The sequence below is a fragment of the Streptomyces sp. NPDC005784 genome, assembly GCF_042871525.1.
Lineage (GTDB): Bacteria > Actinomycetota > Actinomycetes > Streptomycetales > Streptomycetaceae > Streptomyces.
In genome coordinates, this window is record NZ_JBIAIQ010000010.1 from 143,003 (window position 1) to 160,748 (window position 17,746).

16 protein-coding genes are annotated in these 17,746 nt (G+C 69.8%); 6 read left to right on the top strand and 10 right to left on the bottom strand.

Translation table 11 applies throughout. From position 1 onward, the window contains the following. Positions 1 to 35 precede the first annotated feature (35 nt). The 3 genes from ACFYR3_RS18775 to ACFYR3_RS18785 form a co-directional block, all read right to left on the bottom strand. Entirely contained in the window at positions 36 to 374 is a 339-nt protein-coding gene (locus tag ACFYR3_RS18775; protein WP_261708276.1) for a P-II family nitrogen regulator, read from the bottom strand. Beyond that, positions 371 to 1,708, bottom strand: a complete 1,338-nt coding sequence (locus ACFYR3_RS18780) for an ammonium transporter (RefSeq protein WP_355842347.1) — start codon at positions 1,706 to 1,708, stop codon at positions 371 to 373. The genes ACFYR3_RS18775 and ACFYR3_RS18780 overlap by 4 nt, the downstream gene beginning before the upstream one ends. A 436-nt stretch (positions 1,709 to 2,144) precedes the next feature. After that, positions 2,145 to 3,620, bottom strand: a complete 1,476-nt coding sequence (locus ACFYR3_RS18785; protein WP_355842350.1) for a hypothetical protein — start codon at positions 3,618 to 3,620, stop codon at positions 2,145 to 2,147. Between the two features lie 448 nt (positions 3,621 to 4,068). Here ACFYR3_RS18785 and ACFYR3_RS18790 point away from each other — a divergent pair, with 448 nt between their 5' ends. Next, positions 4,069 to 4,731: a bifunctional DNA primase/polymerase gene (locus ACFYR3_RS18790; protein ID WP_355842353.1), complete on the top strand. Its 663-nt coding sequence runs from the start codon at positions 4,069 to 4,071 to the stop codon at positions 4,729 to 4,731. Positions 4,732 to 4,880: 149 nt separating this feature from the next. Here the strand turns inward: ACFYR3_RS18790 and ftsY are convergent, their stop codons facing one another. Then, on the bottom strand, positions 4,881 to 6,083 hold the full coding sequence (gene ftsY / locus ACFYR3_RS18795; RefSeq protein ID WP_355842356.1) for a signal recognition particle-docking protein FtsY: 1,203 nt from the start codon (positions 6,081 to 6,083) through the stop codon (positions 4,881 to 4,883). Positions 6,084 to 6,367: 284 nt separating this feature from the next. On the opposite strand from ftsY, the gene ACFYR3_RS18800 reads away from it, so the two are divergent. Then, a complete protein-coding gene (locus tag ACFYR3_RS18800; protein WP_355842359.1) occupies positions 6,368 to 7,336 on the top strand; it encodes an LLM class flavin-dependent oxidoreductase in 969 nt (322 codons plus the stop codon). 131 nt (positions 7,337 to 7,467) lie between these two features. Here the strand turns inward: ACFYR3_RS18800 and ACFYR3_RS18805 are convergent, their stop codons facing one another. Then, on the bottom strand, positions 7,468 to 8,886 hold the full coding sequence (locus ACFYR3_RS18805) for a sugar porter family MFS transporter (RefSeq protein ID WP_355842362.1): 1,419 nt from the start codon (positions 8,884 to 8,886) through the stop codon (positions 7,468 to 7,470). A gap of 514 nt (positions 8,887 to 9,400) precedes the next feature. On the opposite strand from ACFYR3_RS18805, the gene ACFYR3_RS18810 reads away from it, so the two are divergent. Next, positions 9,401 to 9,742 (top strand): DUF4326 domain-containing protein, encoded by a 342-nt coding sequence (locus ACFYR3_RS18810; RefSeq protein ID WP_356781752.1) that lies wholly within the window; start codon positions 9,401 to 9,403, stop codon positions 9,740 to 9,742. 110 nt (positions 9,743 to 9,852) lie between these two features. On the opposite strand, the gene smc is transcribed toward ACFYR3_RS18810, so the two are convergent. The 3 genes from smc to ACFYR3_RS18825 form a co-directional block, all read right to left on the bottom strand. Further along, positions 9,853 to 13,509: a chromosome segregation protein SMC gene (smc, locus tag ACFYR3_RS18815; protein ID WP_356781751.1), complete on the bottom strand. Its 3,657-nt coding sequence runs from the start codon at positions 13,507 to 13,509 to the stop codon at positions 9,853 to 9,855. 207 nt (positions 13,510 to 13,716) lie between these two features. Further along, complete coding sequence (locus tag ACFYR3_RS18820; protein ID WP_028802434.1) at positions 13,717 to 13,920, bottom strand: hypothetical protein; 204 nt, start codon at positions 13,918 to 13,920, stop codon at positions 13,717 to 13,719. A 381-nt stretch (positions 13,921 to 14,301) separates the two neighbouring features. Further along, complete coding sequence (locus tag ACFYR3_RS18825) at positions 14,302 to 14,583, bottom strand: acylphosphatase (RefSeq protein ID WP_355842371.1); 282 nt, start codon at positions 14,581 to 14,583, stop codon at positions 14,302 to 14,304. A gap of 153 nt (positions 14,584 to 14,736) precedes the next feature. Between ACFYR3_RS18825 and ACFYR3_RS18830 the strand changes: the two genes are divergently transcribed. Continuing rightward, positions 14,737 to 15,723: a CAP domain-containing protein gene (locus ACFYR3_RS18830; protein ID WP_355842374.1), complete on the top strand. Its 987-nt coding sequence runs from the start codon at positions 14,737 to 14,739 to the stop codon at positions 15,721 to 15,723. Between the two features lie 20 nt (positions 15,724 to 15,743). Here the strand turns inward: ACFYR3_RS18830 and ACFYR3_RS18835 are convergent, their stop codons facing one another. Next, the gene (locus ACFYR3_RS18835) at positions 15,744 to 15,968 is read right to left on the bottom strand and encodes an integrase (protein ID WP_355842377.1); all 225 of its coding nucleotides are present in this window, start codon (positions 15,966 to 15,968) and stop codon (positions 15,744 to 15,746) included. Positions 15,969 to 15,986: 18 nt separating this feature from the next. Next, a complete protein-coding gene (locus ACFYR3_RS18840) occupies positions 15,987 to 16,394 on the bottom strand; it encodes a tyrosine-type recombinase/integrase (protein ID WP_355842379.1) in 408 nt (135 codons plus the stop codon). A gap of 123 nt (positions 16,395 to 16,517) precedes the next feature. Here ACFYR3_RS18840 and ACFYR3_RS18845 point away from each other — a divergent pair, with 123 nt between their 5' ends. Beyond that, positions 16,518 to 16,871: a putative quinol monooxygenase gene (locus tag ACFYR3_RS18845; protein WP_389283917.1), complete on the top strand. Its 354-nt coding sequence runs from the start codon at positions 16,518 to 16,520 to the stop codon at positions 16,869 to 16,871. Positions 16,872 to 16,976: 105 nt separating this feature from the next. Next, the gene (locus ACFYR3_RS18850; RefSeq protein WP_389283918.1) at positions 16,977 to 17,555 is read left to right on the top strand and encodes a DinB family protein; all 579 of its coding nucleotides are present in this window, start codon (positions 16,977 to 16,979) and stop codon (positions 17,553 to 17,555) included. Positions 17,556 to 17,746 lie beyond the last annotated feature (191 nt).

The window sequence follows — 17,746 nt, forward strand, 5'->3', positions numbered from 1 at the left end:
GCGACTCCTGTCTTTCTTCTGGCGGGCCGGTCCGGTCAGAGCGCGTCCGGGCCGCGCTCGCCGGTCCGGACCCGGACGGCCGTATCGACCGGGATGGACCACACCTTGCCGTCACCGATCTTGCCGGTACGGGCCGCCTTCACGACGATGTCGATGAGCTGTTCGGCGTCGTCGTCCTCGACCAGCACCTCTATGCGGATCTTGGGGACGAGGTCGACGGTGTACTCGGCACCGCGGTAGACCTCGGTGTGTCCCCGCTGCCGACCGTAGCCGCTCGCTTCGGTGACCGTCAGTCCGTGAACCCCGAAGGCCTGCAGGGCCTCCTTGATCTCGTCGAGCCGGTGAGGCTTCACGACGGCGGTGATGAGCTTCATGCGTCCACCTTCTTGGCATCCGCGTCGGCCGGGGCGGACGCGGCGGTCCGGGCGGTGCCGCCGCCGGCACCGCTGAAGTCGTATGCGGTCTCGGCGTGCTGGGCCTGGTCGATGCCGGAGACCTCCTCGTCCTCGGTGACCCTCATGCCCATCGTCTTGTCGATGAGGAAGGCGAGGATGGCGGAGACGACCAGGGAGTAGCCGAGGACGGCGAAGACCGCGGCGCACTGCTTCCAGAACTGGGTCAGGCCGCCGCCGTAGAAGAGGCCCTCGGCCGTGGACTGGCCCTTGCCACTGGCGAAGAAGCCGATCAACAGGGAGCCGATGACACCGCCGACGAGGTGGACACCGACGACGTCCAGGGAGTCGTCGTAACCGAACCGGTACTTCAGGCCCACGGCCATGGCGCACAGGACACCGGCGATCGCGCCGACGGCGATCGCGCCGAGCGGGGAGACACAGCCACCGGAGGGGGTGATGGCGACCAGACCGGCGACCGCGCCGGAGGCGGCGCCCAGCGTGGTGAACGCGCCGTGCCGGATCTTCTCGTAGATGAGCCAGGCCAGCATGGCGGCCGCCGTGGCGACCTGCGTGTTGACGAACATCAGCGCGCCGACGCCGTCGTCGTTGCCGAGCCACGAGCCGGCGTTGAATCCGAACCAGCCGAACCACAGCAGACCGGAGCCGAGCATCACCAGCGGAAGGCTGTGCGGGCGCATCGGGTCCTTCTTGAAGCCGACGCGCTTGCCGATGACCAGGATCACGCCGAGCGCCGCGGCGCCCGCGTTGATGTGGACCGCCGTACCACCGGCGAAGTCGATCACGCCGAGGTCGAAGGCCCAGCCGCCCGTGCCCCACACCCAGTGGGCGACCGGGAAGTAGACGAGCGTGGCCCACAGCGTGATGAACAGCGACCACGCCGTGAACTTCACGCGGTCCGCGAGAGCACCGCTTATCAGCGCGGGCGTGATGATCGCGAACATCATCTGGAAGACCATGAAGACGAACACCGGGATGGTGTAGCCGGGCCACAGCTGCGTCAGGCCGATGTCGCTGAGGCCGACCCAGTCCGAGGTCCAGCCGATGAACGATCCCTTGTCGGTGCCGAAGGCGAGGGAGAAGCCGTACAGCACCCACAGGATGGTGATGATCCCCATGCTGATGAAGCTCATCATCAGCATGTTGAGGGTGCTCTTGACGCGGACCATGCCTCCGTAGAAGAAGGCGAGTCCGGGCGTCATGATGAGCACCAAGGCGGAACAGATGAGCATGAACCCTGTGTTGGCGGCAGACAGCTTGGGTGCCTCTGCGGCAAGGGTGATGGCTGGTGCCATCGGCGTCTCCTCGTCGTTGGTACGGCCCCGTGCGGGCGAAGCCTGAGTGGTCGTGAGGGGTGGGCCGGTTATGCGCCATGAGATTGACGCAGCGCGGTTTCCGTGGAAGCCCCTCGATGTTTCGCACCAGTGACGAAGGCGCTCCGCGTGTTACGCATTCATGAACTGCCGGATTGCGGTCGAACCGATCGTTATCGTGACGCAATCTCCGGCAGGGCGCTCGCGGCCTGTTCGACGAGGAAGGCCGCGACCACCGTGCGAGGCATCCGCGCGGTGACCAGCCACATCCGCGAGAGCGAAGCCGGCCGGGGCCGCATACAGCGGAACCGGCCACGGCTGGTCGTCCGATGACCTGGCATGGGGGAGCCGAGTCGGGCAGTTCGGGACGACCGGCCGCGGCCGGGGTACTGGGCAAGGCCGCTCGGGCGGCCAGGTGTCAGACCGCCTCGGCGGTCTCGGGCAGGTCGACGGCCAGCTGGTCCGTGAGGTCGATGACCTCGGCGAGGTCCCCGAAATCGCGGACCGCGGTGTCGACCGTCTTTCGGATACGAGTGTTGACGCGCTCCGAGCGCACCTTCTTGCCGATCCTCAGGGCTTCCTTGGCCAGGTCCGCACTCCGCTCGGGCTCACGCTGCAGAAGGTGCACGGTGGCCATGCCGATGAGGTTGAGTGCGTACGAACGCTGGTGCTCGGAATCCTTGCCGAAACGGTCGACCGCCTCCTGCATCAGGGGCTCGGCCATGGAGGCGTACGTGGGGCTGCGCCCGGCGACATAGGCGAGGTCACGGTAGGAGTGCGAATTCTCGCCGTACAGCTCGGCCTTGGAGAAGAAGCGGATCCAGTCGGGGTCCGGGTCGTCCCACTCGTGCACGTCGGCGAAGGTGTCCTCGGCCATCCGGACGGCCCGCTTGCACTTTCCGGGCTGGCCCATGTTCGCGTAGGCGCGGGCCTCCATCGCATACAGCATCGACTGGGTGCGCGGGCTCGCGCAGTCGCGGCTGCCGTACTGCGCGAGATGGATCAGTTCCAGCGCGTCCTCGGGCCGCCCGAGGTGAATCATCTGGCGGCTCATGCTGGAGAGGATGTACGAGCCGAGCGGTTTGTCGCCCGCTTCCTTCGAGGCGTGCAGGGCGAGCACGAAGTACTTCTGCGCGGTGGGCTGGAGGCCCACGTCGTAGCTCATCCAGCCCGCCAGTTCGGCCAGTTCGGCGGCGACCTTGAACAGGCGCTTGCCGGTGGCGGCGGGCTGCGGCTCCTGGAGGAGGTCCGTCACCTCGTGCAACTGGCCGACGACCGCCTTGCGGCGCAGTCCGCCGCCGCACTGCGCGTCCCACTGACGGAACATCACGGTGGTGGACTCCAGGAGGTCCAGCTCCGGTTGGGAGAGCCGGCCGCCGCGGCGCGTCGAGGCCGGGGGTTCGCTCTCCTCGTACGACGCCATGGGCGCGGGGACGAGCCAGCGCTGCATGGGCTCGATGAGGGCCGGGCCCGCGGAGAGCGCCAGCGAGCTGCCGAGGAAGCCGCGCCGCGCCAGCATGAGGTCGCTGCGCGAGTATTCACTGATCAGCGCGACGGTCTGGGGGCCCGTCCACGGAAGGTCGATGCCGGACACCGAGGGTGCCTGGTGGGCCGCGCGCAGACCGAGGTCCTCCACGGCGACGACACAGCCGAACCGCTCGGAGAACAGCTCCGACAGGATCCTCGGGATCGGCTCGCGCGGGTTCTCCCCGTCCAGCCAGCGGCGCACCCGCGAGGTGTCCGTGGAGATGTGGTTGGCCCCCAACTGCCGGGCTCGGCGGTTCACTTGGCGCGCGAGCTCGCCTTTCGACCAGCCGCTGCGCACAAACCACGAGCCGAGCATGTCGTTGGGGCGCTTGTCAGCGTTCGTCCCGCCTCCGCCGTTGCCGCCCACTGGAACGCCCCCACTCCCCGAGACCACTTGTCGCCGCTCTGCGCCAAGCCCTATCAGAATGCCGGTAAATACGGCCGCGCGTCCGGCGGTTCTCACCCTTCGAACGGGAAACCAGCTTGCCCTTGGCATACCCACGAGTACAGACAACCCACAGGACTCGTGCACACAAAGTAATCCTACGATCACGCGTCCAACCATGGCGATCGGTGAAACGCCACCATTCGCCACCCCTTCGAATGAACTCCGGTCGCCCTGCTCGCGATTCACTTGACACGGAACGGCCAAGGGTGGGCAGAGAGGTGCACTCCAGGGCGCACGGAACCGAGCGCACCACCCCGCACGCCACAAGGCGCCGTCTGGGTCGCGCGATATCGGGCAGTCAGGAACAGAGGGTGACAATCCGGTTCCATCACGTAACCACCGGTGCATCGGACCCGTTGGAGGGGGCATGGGCTTCACGATCGGCAGTAGTCGGGCGATGCGCGACATCCGGACCGGCGCTCGTCGCCGCGGCCGCTCTTCGGAGGGCACCGCCGTCGCCGCGTTCACCGGACTGTGGGGATGGGACGTGGTCCCGGGCGCCCGAGCCGCCGCGGGGGCGTGCTCGTGCGGCAGGGCCGAGTGCGCCGCGCCGGGTGCGCACCCCCTGGGCTTCGCACCGACGATCCCGGCCGGCGCGACACTGATGGAGGCGACCGGCATCTGGTCCGAGTTCCCGGGTGCCGCGGTGATGCTGCCGGTCGGCCGGGCGTTCGACGTGATCGAGGTGGCCGAGCCGGCTGGGCGCCGCGCGCTCGTCCGCCTGGAACGCATGGGCCTCCCCCTCGGCCCGGTCACGGCCACCGCGGACGGCCGCGCCCAGTTCTTCGTCTCCCCCGGTTCCGCCGCCGAGCTTCCCGAACTCCTCTACCGGATGGGCTGGGATGACGCCTCCCTCGACCTGCACGGCCTGGGTCCGGGCACGTTCATCACCGCCCCGCCCTCCGACCGCGCGGGACTCGGCCCGGTCCGCTGGCTGCGCTCCCCCGCCCTCGACTCGGCCACGAAGCCGCCCCCGGCCCGGCTGCTGCTCGGCACGCTCGCCTATGTGGCACACCGTTCGCGGGCCTGAATCACTCCACAGCGGTCCCCCCACCGCCGCCTCGCCTCACGGCGGCCGACTCCCTCGACCGCACCACCCGGACAGGACGAAGCGCCCGTCCCCCGACAATGCCGTGGGGGCGGGCGCTTCTTCGGGCACCTACGCGTTCGCGCGAGTGGTCACTCTCCGATAAGGGCGTCAACGAACGCCTCCGGCTCGAACGGCGCCAGGTCGTCCGCGCCCTCGCCGAGCCCCACCAGCTTGACCGGGACCCCCAGCTCGCGCTGCACCGCGATGACGATGCCGCCCTTCGCCGTACCGTCGAGCTTCGTCAGCACGATGCCGGTGATCTCCACGACCTCGGCGAACACACGCGCCTGGACCAGACCGTTCTGGCCGGTGGTCGCGTCGAGGACGAGCAGCACCTCGTCGAGCGGCGCGTGCTTCTCGATGACGCGCTTGACCTTGCCGAGCTCGTCCATGAGGCCGGTCTTGGTGTGGAGCCGGCCCGCGGTGTCGATGAGGACGACGTCGGCGCCCTCCGCGATGCCCTCCTTGACCGCGTCGAACGCGATCGAGGCGGGGTCGCCGCCCTCGGGGCCGCGGACGGTGCGGGCGCCCACGCGCTCGCCCCAGGTCTGAAGCTGGTCGGCCGCGGCGGCGCGGAAGGTGTCGGCCGCGCCCAGCACGACGTTCTTGCCGTCGGCGACGAGCACGCGCGCGAGCTTGCCGGTGGTGGTGGTCTTGCCGGTGCCGTTGACGCCGACGACCATCACGATGCCCGGGGTGTCGAGGTTCGAGTCGGTCTTGACCTCGCGGTCGAACTCCGGGACGAGCAGGGTGAGCAGTTCCTCGCGCAGCAGGCCGCGCAGTTCGACCGGCGTCCGGGTGCCGAGCACCTTCACGCGCTCGCGCAGCCGCTCGACCAGCTCCTGGGTGGGCTGCACACCGACGTCGGCGACGAGCAGCGTGTCCTCGATCTCCTCCCAGGTCTCCTCGTCGAGGTGCTCGCGCGAGAGCAGCGTGAGCAGCCCCTTGCCGAGCGCGTTCTGCGAGCGGGAGAGCCGGGTGCGCAGGCGCACCAGGCGGCCGGCGGTCGGTTCCGGGATCTCGATCGCGGGGACGGCCGGAGGTTCCTCGACGGCGACCGGCGCGGCGGCCGAGCCCTCGGGGAGATCCACCTCCTCTATCGTGCGGCGCGGTTCGTCGTGCGGCTCTTCGGCCTCGTCGCCGACGTGCGGTTCGGCAGGAGGCGCGGTGATGTCGGGGGCGGCGGGGGGCGGCGGGGGCAGCTGCTTCCGCTTGCGACTGCCGACGACGAGCCCACCGAGCGCGCCGATCACCACCACGGCGATGACTACAGCAAGGATGATGGTTTCCATAACGGACCCAGTATCAGTCATCCCCCGCACGGGAGGCTTTTCCCCCCACGCAAGGGAACTCTTGTAGTTTTGTACGAACACTTGGAGCTCCGGGATGGGCCCGGGCGCCCCCCGCGCGGCTCCGGGAGCGCGCGGTCCGCGCCGGTGGGCGCGGGCCGCGTCCGGCACCCCCACCGGGCCCGTCGATCCGACCGGCGCTCCGGCCCGGCCCCGGCGTCCGCCGCTATGGCAACCTGACGCACCGTCAGCTACCGTCCCCCTCCACACACGAAGGGGGGCCTCCCATGCCCGTAACGGTCGTGCGCTTCAACCTCGTCGAACCCGACGCCACCCCCGCCTCGCTCAGTGCCCGCTACCAGGCGGCCGTCGAGATGGCCACGTACGCCGACGACCGCGGGATCACCACGGTGCAGACCGAGGAGCACCACGGCGTCGCCAACAACTGGCTGCCCTCGCCGTTCGCGTTCGCGGGCGCGGTCTTCGGGGCGACCCGGCGTCTCGCGGTCACCGTCTCCGCGGTCATCGGCCCGCTGCACGACCCGCTGCGTCTCGCCGAGGAGATCGCCGTACTCGACCTGCTCAGCGGCGGTCGCCTGGTGACCGTGGCCGGCATCGGCTACCGGCCCGAGGAGTACGCGCTCTTCGACGTCGACTGGAAGCGGCGCGGCGAGCTCCAGGACGAGCTCCTGGAGACCGTACTGAAGGCGTGGACCGGCGAGGAGTTCACCTATCGGGGCCGCACGGTACGGGTCACCCCGCGTCCGTTCTCGGATCCGCACCCCCTGCTGCTGGTGGGCGGTTCGTCCAGGGCGGCGGCCAGGCGCGCCGCCCGGCTCGGGCTGCCGTTCTTCCCGAGCGCGCACCTGCCCGAGCTCGAGGCCTACTACAAGGAGCGGCTCATCGAGTACGGCACCGAGGGCTGGACCATGATGCCCGGCGCCGAGACGCCACTGCTGCACATCGCCGAGGACCCGGACCGGGCCTGGGCCGCGTACGGCTCCCACTTCCTCCACGAGGCGCGGACGTACGCCTCCTGGCAGTCCGGTGACATCCGCTCGGCGGTGAGGTCGGCGGCCACCACGGTCGAGGAGCTGCGCGCCGAGGGCGTCTACCGCATCCTGACGCCCGACCAGTGCGTGGCGCAGGGCCTCGACAACCTCGTCCTGCATCCGCTGTCCGGCGGGATGCCCGTGGACGAGGGCTGGCGCAGTCTGCGGCTGTTCTGCGAGAGCGTGCTGCCCCGGCTCGATTGACCTCACGGTCCGAGCCGGGGCAGCACGCCCTCTTTACGAGTACGAGGAGAGGGGCAGCGGGGACTTGGCCCTTCTCCCCGAGTTCCGGGAAGTCACCGGGGCTCCCGAGGAGCCGCCGGCGACGTGGGCGGTCAGCCCATCTCCTCCAGGGTCTTGCCCTTCGTCTCCTTGACGAACTTGAGCACGAAGGGGATGGAGAGCACGGCGAAGAATGTGTAGATCACATAGGTGCCGGACAGGTTCCAGTCCGCCAGCGACGGGAAGCTCGCGGTGATGGCCCAGTTGGCCATCCACTGTGCGGAGGCGGCGACACCGAGCGCGGCGGCGCGGATGTGGTTCGGGAACATCTCGCCCAGGAAGACCCAGACCACGACACCCCAGGAGAGGGCGAAGAAGAGGACGAAGACGTGGGCGGCGATCAGGGCGACCCAGCCCTGGGTGGCCGGCAGCTTGCCGTCGACCAGGTCGAAGGAGAAGGCCCAGGCCTCCGCGCCGAGACCGATGGCCATGCCCACCGAGCCGATGAGGGCGAGCGGCTTACGGCCGATGCGGTCCACGAAGATCATGGCGATCACGGTGCCGATGATGTTGATGATCGACGTGGTGAACGAGTAGAAGAACGAGTCCGTCGGGTCGACGCCGACCGACTGCCACAGCGTCGCAGAGTAGTAGAACGCGATGTTGATGCCGACGAACTGCTGGAAGACCGAGAGGCCGATACCGACCCAGACGATCGGCTTGAAGAAGACGGTCCCGCCGAGCAGGTCCTTGAAGGTCGACTTGTGCTCGCGCTTCATGGCGTGCTCGATCTCGGCGACGCGGGCGTCCAGGTCGATCTTGTCGCCCTCGACCTCTTTGAGCACCTCACGGGCACGGTCCCGGCGGCCGACCTCGAGCAGGAAGCGCGGCGACTCGGGGATGGCGAAGGAGAGCAGACCGTAGAGGACGGCCGGGATGACCATGACGCCGAGCATGACCTGCCAGGCTTCCAGGCCCATCAGCTCGCCTCGCTGCTCTCCGCCGGCGGCGTTCAGGATGGCGTAGTTGACGAGCTGCGAGATGGCGATGCCGACGACGATCGCGGCCTGCTGGAACGAGCCGAGCCGTCCGCGGTACGCGGCCGGGGAGACCTCGGCGATGTAGGCGGGGCCGATGACGGAGGCCATTCCGATGGCGAATCCGCCGACGATGCGCCAGAAGGCGAGGTCCCACAGCGCGAAGGGCAGCGCCGAGCCGACGGCGCTGATGGTGAAGAGGGTCGCGGAGATCTGCATGCAGCGGATGCGGCCGATGCGGTCGGCCATGCGGCCGGCGGTCGCGGCGCCGATGGCGCAGCCGATCAGGGCGATGGCGATGACCTGGGCCAGGGCCGCGGAGCCGATGTCGTAGCGGCTGCGGATGGCCTCGACGGCTCCGTTGATCACGGCACTGTCGTAGCCGAACAGGAAGCCGCCCATGGCGGCCGCCGCCGCGATGAAGATGACATGCCCGAGATGTTCGGGGTGAGCCAACTTGGCTTCTGACTTAGGTGCCTGCGATGCGCTGGTCACGTAAAACTCCTCGGGCCACCGGCCTCGCTGCCGGGGGTGGGGGGAAACCCTTCGCTGGTGGTACCAGTGGCGCACATGTTCACGTGGGCCACCACCTGAAGGTAAAAGGAACGTCGGAGAGACTATGCCTTCAAGTTTCGAAGTCAAACTTGACTGGATGTGAATCAATAAGCCCGATGTGACGAAGTTGTATTCAAGACTTGAACATCGAGTGCCCGAATGGTCCACGCAGGTCACCGTGCGCACCGGGCCGCGCCGTCATTCCGCCGTGCCGACACAGTGGAATCAGCAGCGTGTCGGCTTGCCTGTGGCCGACCCCGCGGGCGGTCGAGCCCGTCGGAGTCTCCGGCTCTGGCGGGTGTCCGCGAGGGCTGTTCCGGCGCGCCGATCCTGAGCGCGGCGCCCGGGTGTGACGTGCGGAACACGGCGACCGGCCCCAGGGGTACGCCCGCGCGGACCCCCTCCGTGCCGTGTTCGCGTTGCCCGCAACGGCCCGAGCGGCGAGGATCCGGTCATGCCGCCCACCACGGTCGTCAACCTCAAGGGTCATCGGGACGATCCCGCGTACGCCGATGTGGTGTACGTCGGCCGCGCCATGCACCGGGGCGGCTGGCACCTGGCCGGGTCCCCGCTGGCGAGCCCGTTCCGTCCGGGCCACGACGGCACCCGGGAGGAGGTCGTCGAGATGTACCGCGCCCATCTGCTGGCGCGTCCGGAGCTGCTGGCCCGGCTGCCCGCCCTGCGCGGCCACCGGCTCGGCTGCTGGTGCGTCCCCGAGCGCTGCCACGCGGAGGTGCTCGCCGAACTCGCCGACGACGGCGTCGGCGCGGACCTTCCGGAGCCGGACGGGCCGTAGATCCACGGCATCGGGTGGGCACGGGTGCAAGACACGAGCACGGGCGCGGGCGGGCGGGGCGCGCGTGCGGGCGTCAGCCGGCCCGGGCGCATGGGGCGTGCGCCCGGGCGTCAGCGCAGTCGCTGGCTGATGACCTTCGAGACGCCGTCGCCCTGCATGGAGACGCCGTACAGCGCGTCGGCGACCTCCATCGTGCGCTTCTGGTGCGTGATCACGATCAGCTGGGAGGCCTCCTGCAGCTCCTGCATGATCCTGATCAGCCGCTGGAGGTTGGTGTCGTCCAGCGCCGCCTCGACCTCGTCCATCACATAGAACGGGCTGGGGCGCGCCTTGAAGATCGATACGAGGAGCGCGACGGCGGTCAGCGACCGCTCGCCGCCGGAGAGCAGGCTGAGCCGCTTGACCTTCTTGCCCGGCGGTCTGGCCTCCACGTCGACACCCGTGGTGAGCATGTTGTCGGGGTCGGTCAGGATGAGCCGCCCGTCCCCGCCCGGGAACAGCCGGCTGAAGACGCCCTCGAACTCCCGGGCGGTGTCCCGGTACGCCTCGGTGAAGACCTGCTCGACGCGCTCGTCGACCTCCTTGATCACCTGGAGAAGGTCGGCGCGCGTCTTCTTGAGGTCCTCCAGCTGCTCGCTGAGGAACTTGTGGCGCTCCTCCAACGCGGCGAACTCCTCCAGAGCGAGCGGATTGACCTTGCCGAGCTGCTGGTACGCCCGTTCGGCCGACTTGAGCCGCTTCTCCTGCTCGGCACGGTGGAACTGCCGGGGCTGGTTGCGCGGGTGCTCCGGGTCCTCGGGCAGCTCCTCGCCCTCGGCGGGCAGCGACGGCGGTACGAGCTGATCGGGGCCGTAGTCCGCGACGAGTCCGGCCGGCTCGACGCCGAGTTCGTCCAGCGCCTTCGCCTCCAGCTGCTCTATGCGCATCCGCTTCTCCGCGCCGAGCACCTCGCCCCGGTGCACCGAGTCGGTGAGCTTGTCGAGCTCCGCCTTGAGGTCGCGGCCCTGGCTCCGCGCGGTGACGAGCTCCTGCTCGCGGCGGGCCTTGGCGCTGTCGGCGGCGGTGCGCTCCTCCTCGGCCCGGGCGAGCGAGACCTCGACGTGCGCGAGCAGCTGCCGCGCACCGGAGGCGACGGCCTCGGCGACGGCCGCCTCGTGGCGCAGCCGGGCACGGCGCTGTTCGGCCCGCGCGCGTGCCTCACGTTCGGCGCGGGCGGCCCGGTCGAGCGAGTCGGCCCGCCCGGCCAGTCCCTTGACCCGCTCCTCGTGCGTACGCACCTGGAGCCGGGCCTCCATCTCCGTCTGCCGCGCATTGGCGCCATCGGCGGCGAGCCGGTCCCGTACCGAGGTGTCGGGTTCCTCCTCGACGGGCATCTCCTCGGCCACGGCGAGCCGTTCGGCCAGTTCCTCGGCCTCCTCCACGGCCCGGTCGAGCGCCTCCTGCGCGCGGCCGGCGGCCGCGGTGCTCCGCTCCGCCTCGCCCGCGGCGCCCCGCGCCTGCCCGGCCAGCCGTCCGAGCTGCTGCGCGACCGACGACTTCTCCCGCTCGGCGGCCCGCCGCCGCTCCCCCAACTCCTCGACGAGCGCGGCCCGCTCCGTGCGCAGTCCGGTCGCCAGACGCTGCGCCGCGGTCAACTCGTCGCAGCGCACGGCCAGTTCCTCGAGCTCGGCCGCAGCCTCGTCCACGGAGGCCTGCACTTCGAGCAGACTGGGCGCCCCGGCGGACCCGCCGTGCGCGAAGTGCGCCGCGAGCAGGTCTCCCTCGGCGGTCACCGCGGTGAGTCCGGGCCGCGCGTAGACCAGATCCTCGGCCTCTTCGAGGGTCCCGACGACAACAATCCCGCGCAGCAGCCGCCGCACGGCGGGCATCAGCTCGGCGGGACCCCGGACGAGATCGGCGGCGTACGGCGGCCCGTCGCTCCGCTCTCCGTCCCTGTCCCGGTCCCGGGTCTGGTTCTGGTCCTGGTCCTGGGCCTGTTCCTGGTCATGAAGGCGTACGTCCATGGAGGCGCCGTTCACCGGTCCGGCGTCGGCGTGGGGTTCCTCGGGTGCTCCGGCGAGCAGCAGCGCCGCCCGGCCCGCGTCCTGCTTGCGCAGCAGACGGATGGCCTCGGCCGCCGAGGCGGGTGTGGTGACCGCGATGGCGTCCGCGGCCGCGCCGAACGCGGCGGCGAGCGGGACCTCGAAACCGGGGGTGACCGACAGCAGTCCGGCGGCGGGACCCAGCACCCCGGTGAGCCGGTCCGTGGCGCCGAGGAGGGCTCCCGTGCCGTCCTTGCGCCGCAGGCCGAGGGCCAGCGCCTCGCGGCGGGCCTGGGTGGCGGCCCGCTTGCGTTCGGCCGAGGTGGCCGCCTCGCGGGCCGCGGTCAGCGCGGCCTCCGCGTCGGACAGGGCCCGCCTGGCCGCCTCGTGCTGTTCCGTGAGGTCGGCGTCGTCCGCGTCGAGGCCGTCGACCTCGGCCTTCAGCTGCTCGTACTCCTCCTGGGCCGTGACCGCGCGCTCCTGGGCCTCGTCGCGGGCGGCGGCGAGGCGTTCGATCTCGGCCTGCGCGGAGGCGGCGCGTGAACGGGCGGCGTTGACCTGGCCGCCCAGGCGGGCGAGGCCCTCGCGGCGGTCGGCGATGGCGCGGGCCACGTCCTTGAGACGACGTTCCTCGACGGTGAGTTCGCGCTCCAGTTCGGCGCGGTGCGCGACGGTGTCCTCCAGGGCCCGCTCGGCCGCCTCCAGGGCCGCTTCGAGTTCGGCCTCCTGCTCGCGGATGCGGGCGGCCTCGCGCTCCATGTCCTCGGGGTCGCGTCCGCGCCGTTCCTCGGCGGGCACCGAGGTGGCACTCTTCACGCGCGCGTCGGCCAGCGAGACCGTGCCGCGCACCCGCTCGGCGAGCTGGGAGAGTTCGTACCAGGTCTGCTGTGCGCGCTGGAGGCGCGGTGTCAGCTGCCGTACCTCGTCCTCCAGCAGTGCCTCCCGCTGGAGCGCCTTCTTCAGCTCGGCCTCGGCGGATTCCTTGCGCTGCTTGAGCGCTGCCTCGTCGGCGATCTCGGACTGGAGCGCCCCCCGCAGGCGCACGAGGTCGTCGGCGAGGAGGCGCAGCCGGGCGTCGCGCAGGTCGGCCTGGATGACGGCGGCGCGGCGTGCCACGGCGGCCTGTCGGCCGAGCGGCTTCAACTGGCGCCGCAGCTCGTCCGTGAGGTCCTGGACGCGGGCCATGTTCGCCTTCATGGCGTCCAGCTTCCGTAGCGCCTTCTCCTTGCGCTTGCGGTGCTTGAGGACGCCCGCCGCCTCCTCGATGAAGGCGCGGCGGCCCATCGGGTCTGCGTGCAGGACGGAGTCGAGCTGGCCCTGTCCGACGATGACGTGCATCTCACGGCCGATGCCGGAGTCGGACAACAGCTCCTGGATGTCCAGCAGCCGGCAGGTGTCGCCGTTGATCTGGTACTCGCTGCCGCCGTTGCGGAACATGATCCGCGTGATGGTGACCTCGGCGTACTCGATGGGCAGGGCCCCGTCGGAGTTGTCGATGGTGAGGGAGACCTCGGCACGGCCGAGCGGCGGACGCCCGGTGGTGCCGGCGAAGATGACGTCCTCCATCTTGCCGCCGCGCAGCGACTTGGCCCCCTGTTCGCCCATGACCCAGCTGAGCGCGTCCACGACGTTGGACTTGCCCGAGCCGTTGGGGCCCACGACACAGGTGATGCCCGGCTCGAACCGCAGCGTGGTCGCGGAGGCGAACGACTTGAACCCGCGCAGGGTCAGGGCCTTGAGGTGCACGCCGCTGGACTCTACCTTTCGGGCCGGTCTCACTCCATGAACGTGCGGTTTCGCCCATGAACGCGCAGGGCACACCAGACGTTAAAGAGGGGGAAGAGTGTTCGGGGGAAAGAAAGAAGGGACGCCTAAGGGCGTCCCTTGCAAATCTGACAACTTAGCGGTTGATTCGGGCTGCCCAACCACTGCTGTCGTGGTGCCGTGCAGTGGTCAGGTGAGCGCAGGCTCCGCCTGGGGTACGTCGATGCTCTCGAGAAGCGAGTCGTGAGAAGCGGCAGCCGCGAGCGCGTCGTTCTCGGCCTGAATCCGTACAAGCTCGGATTCGAGGTCCTGGACGCGCTGCTGGAGCCGTCGCATCTCGGCAATGAGTCGCGGGTCGGAACCGCCGACGTAACCGAGAAGCGCCTTTGCCATGATGGATGGTCCTCCACACTGAGTGACCGACCGAAGCGGTGTGGGTCGTGAGGGAATCGCACCCGCGATGCTTGACACTGCTGATGTCGTGCTGCCGTTCCACATGCCAAACAGCTAAGGTGCGCGGGGCTTTCAGCGTCTCACCAAAAAGTTTGACGGTCAACACGATCACGCCCCGTATCGGTGGGCAACCCACTGTCGCGCGGCTTCTGAAACGGCGGCGCGGCGACTCCTGCGGGGCCCTCAGGGCGTCGAGATCATCGTTACCTCGGGAGCCTGCCACTTCGAGCCGTTCTTGGCAACCACCAGGGCGTTTCCGCTACTGACGGGTGCCGGTGGCATACGCCATGACATCTTTTCGGGGCGTCGAGGCCGTCCTCGTCACCGGATGGCGAAGCTGTCGTAGATCCCCCGGGGCGTGTCCCAGATCTCAGTGACTCCGTCCACCCGGCCGGGCGTGTCGTCTCCCTGGAGCCAGTCGAGCAGGCTCTGGCAGCCGGCCCGCGAGCCCTCCGCGACCACCTGGACGCGTCCGTCGTCGAGATTGAGAGCAAAACCACTCAGCCCGCCGATCTCCAGCGCCCTGGCCCGCGTAAACCAGCGGAAACCCACACCTTGGACCCGTCCGCGGACCCAGACAACCAGCCGTGCAACCTCGCTCATGGCTGCACGCTAACCGGACAATGTCTCGCGGAGCACATCCTCCCCTTGCGCCATGGGGTACCGTCCCGACCCAATGAGTCTCACTAGAAACTCACTCTTTCGGGTGAGGTTCGGGTGAGGATCGCTGACTCAAGATCGAGGAAGGCCCAAGAGATGGGACGCCACCGACGCTCCGACGCCGGCCGCGCCGCCACAGGGCGCGCCACCGGAGTCACAGATACGAGCGGTACCCACACGGAAAGCTACGGCCCGGAGAACCTGTACGGCTACGCGGCCGTCGCCGATCTCCCGTCCGCGGCCTCCAACCGCTCGCACCGCAAGCGGAAGGGGCCGAGCCCGGTCAAGACGGGACTGCTCGGCGTCTCGGCGGCCGTGGCCCTCGGCACCGTGGCCGTCGCGGCCGGTGTCCTGCCCGGCAGCGACAACTACGCGCTCGGCGGTGGCGGCAACAACTCCGACAGCATTCAGGCCGCGAGTTCGCCGTCCAACATCGATACCCAGCAGGGCGGCACCTCGGGCAGCGCGGACTCCCGCGACAACACGTCGACGAGCCGTGGCGCCAATCGCGCGACCACGCCCTCGACCGCCCCCTCGGCCCCCTCCTCTTCTGTCGCTTCGCCGTCGGCCGCTCCGACCACGACGCAGCCGTCGACGGTGCCGACCGCCGAGCCCACCGAGAAGACGAAGGCCCCCAAGGTCCCGAAGCCCGCCAAGACCGCCACCAAGGCGCCGGTCACCAAGGCCCCGGTGAACGTGTCCGCGGAGGTCGCCGCCGAGGCCGAGGTGCTCAGGCTCGTCAACGACGAGCGGGCCAAGGTCGGTTGCAGCCCGGTGGCCGCGAACAGCGCCCTGTCGGACCTGGCCCAGACCTTCAGCGAGGACATGGCGACGCGGGACTTCTTCGACCACACCGACCCGAGCGGACTCACCCCCTGGGACCGTGCGGCGAAGGCCGGGATAGCCAGCCTCGGCGGCGAGAACATAGCCCGCGGCCAGGCCGACGCGGCCGCCGTCATGGACGCCTGGATGAACAGCCCCGGCCACAAGGCCAACATCCTGAACTGCGACTTCAAGACCCTCGGCGTCGGAGTCCACTTCGCCACGGGCGGCCCTTGGTGGACGCAGGACTTCGGCTACTGAGGTAACCGCAGGTCAGAGGGCTAAGTGCCCTCCTGGGCCGTGTCCGGGCCGTCGTGCGTGGAATCTTCATCCGTGAAGACGCCATCCACGGCGGCCCGGGTCCGTTTCCCGCTCGACGGCATCAGGTGCGTGTACGTCCGCAGGGTGAAGCCGGGGTCATGGTGCCCCGGGTACTCGCTGACCGCCTTGATGCTCTCCCCCGCGTCCAGCAGCACCGAGGCGTAGAAGTGCCGCAGCGCGTGCATGCCGTCGTCCCGCCCGGTCTAGACGCCCGCGGCCCGAAGCGCCGGCCGCCATTCGCGGTCGTTGAAGCGGTTCCGGTCCAGCGATAACCCCATGGGCCCGGTGAAGATCAGCGACGCCGTAACGGGCGGACCGTCCAGCGTCTTCCAGGGCAGCGTGATCCTGGTTGCCGGGTATCGCTTGAGGTGCTTGGCCAGCGCGAAGCCGACAGACTCCGGCAGAGGCACGTCACGTTCCTTGCCGCCCTTCGGCGGGGTGAACCCCGGGCGATGCAGCCGCAGCAACTTGACCTGCCGTACGACGTGCACCACTCCCCCGAGGAAGTCGACGTCTTCCACGGCCAGGCCGAACGCCTCCCCCTGACGCAGGCCGCATCCGGCCGTGACGTTGACGAGAGCCTGATAGCGGTCCGGCGGCTCCGACCGCACGGCCCTGATCCTCCCGGCCGGCCACGGCTTGACCTTGCGCGGCTCCAGCCGAGGAGCCCGCACAGAGCGAGCCCGGCACGGGTTGACCCGGATGACCCGGTCCTCGACCGCAGCCGAGAAGTCGTGCGATTCACGGCGCGGGACGCGGCTGCGGCGGAAGGGTTCGACGCCCTTGCAGCCGAGACGCTGAAGGGGATCGAGGGTGAACCGGGGACCCTCGTGTACGTGAACCACAACGTCCCCCGCGAGCCGAACGTCCGCGTGTTCTATGAGCTGTACGCGGACCGGGAGGCTTTCGAGGCGCGCGAGGAACAGCCGCATGTCCGCCACTTCCTCGCGGAGCGGGAGCACTTTCTGACGTCGAAGGAAGTGACCTTCCTGCACGACATCGCAGGCAAAGGCATCCCGCAGGACGGAGACCCGAAGAAATGCCCCCGGAAGAGCGCCGCGCGTTCGGCAAGCAGGTGGCCCGACTGAGGTCTCAACGCGGCCTCACTCAAGCTTGCCAGATCCCTGACGGCGTGAAGGATCGACAACCGGCACAGCCCAGTCGCACGGCATGAACCGCAAGGAGGGTGCTGCATGGATCAACGGGACGTTGACGCCGCCGTGGCAGAGATGCTGCAGGTGCTCAGCCCTCATACCGCCGAGGACTGGACGGTGCCGGCGGGACCGCTTGAATGGACCTGCTGGCAAACCGCAGCGCACATCGGCCACGACCTGCTGGCCTACGCAGGGCAGCTGGCAGCACAGCCCGCCGACGCCTACCTTCCCTTTGACCTGAACGTCCGCCCCACCGCCTCACCGGCTGAGGTACTCCAGGCCATCACCGCCTGCGGCGGGCTGCTCAGCAGCGCGTTGGCTGCAGCCAGCCCGACCCTGCGTGCCTGGCACTGGGGGCCGTGCGACCCCGAGGGGTTCGCCGCGATGGGCGTCGCCGAAACTCTGCTGCACACCCACGACATCACGCGGGGACTGTCCGTGGACTGGCTACCACCAGCACCGCTGAGCGCAGCCGTACTCAACCGGCTCTTCCCCGCCGCCCCACCCGGAGACCCCACCCAGGTACTTCTCTGGTGCACCGGCCGCGGGGAGCTCGACGGCTTCCCTCGCCAAACCTCATGGAGGTGGGAAGCAGCGCGATCGGACTCATCGAGCTGACCCCGGCGAACCTTCCCGGTCACAGCACTGGATGGCTCGCTAACCGCTAACGTGCTGGTCCCGAGCGGCTTCGGTCGCTAGCGAGGTCGCTAACGTGAGCGGCTCCTGTCGCTAGCGCTAGCGGCTCTTCGGGGCCGGGCGCCGGGCTGTCTGTGAGCCGTCCGAGGGGGGCCGACGACAGTTGCCGACGG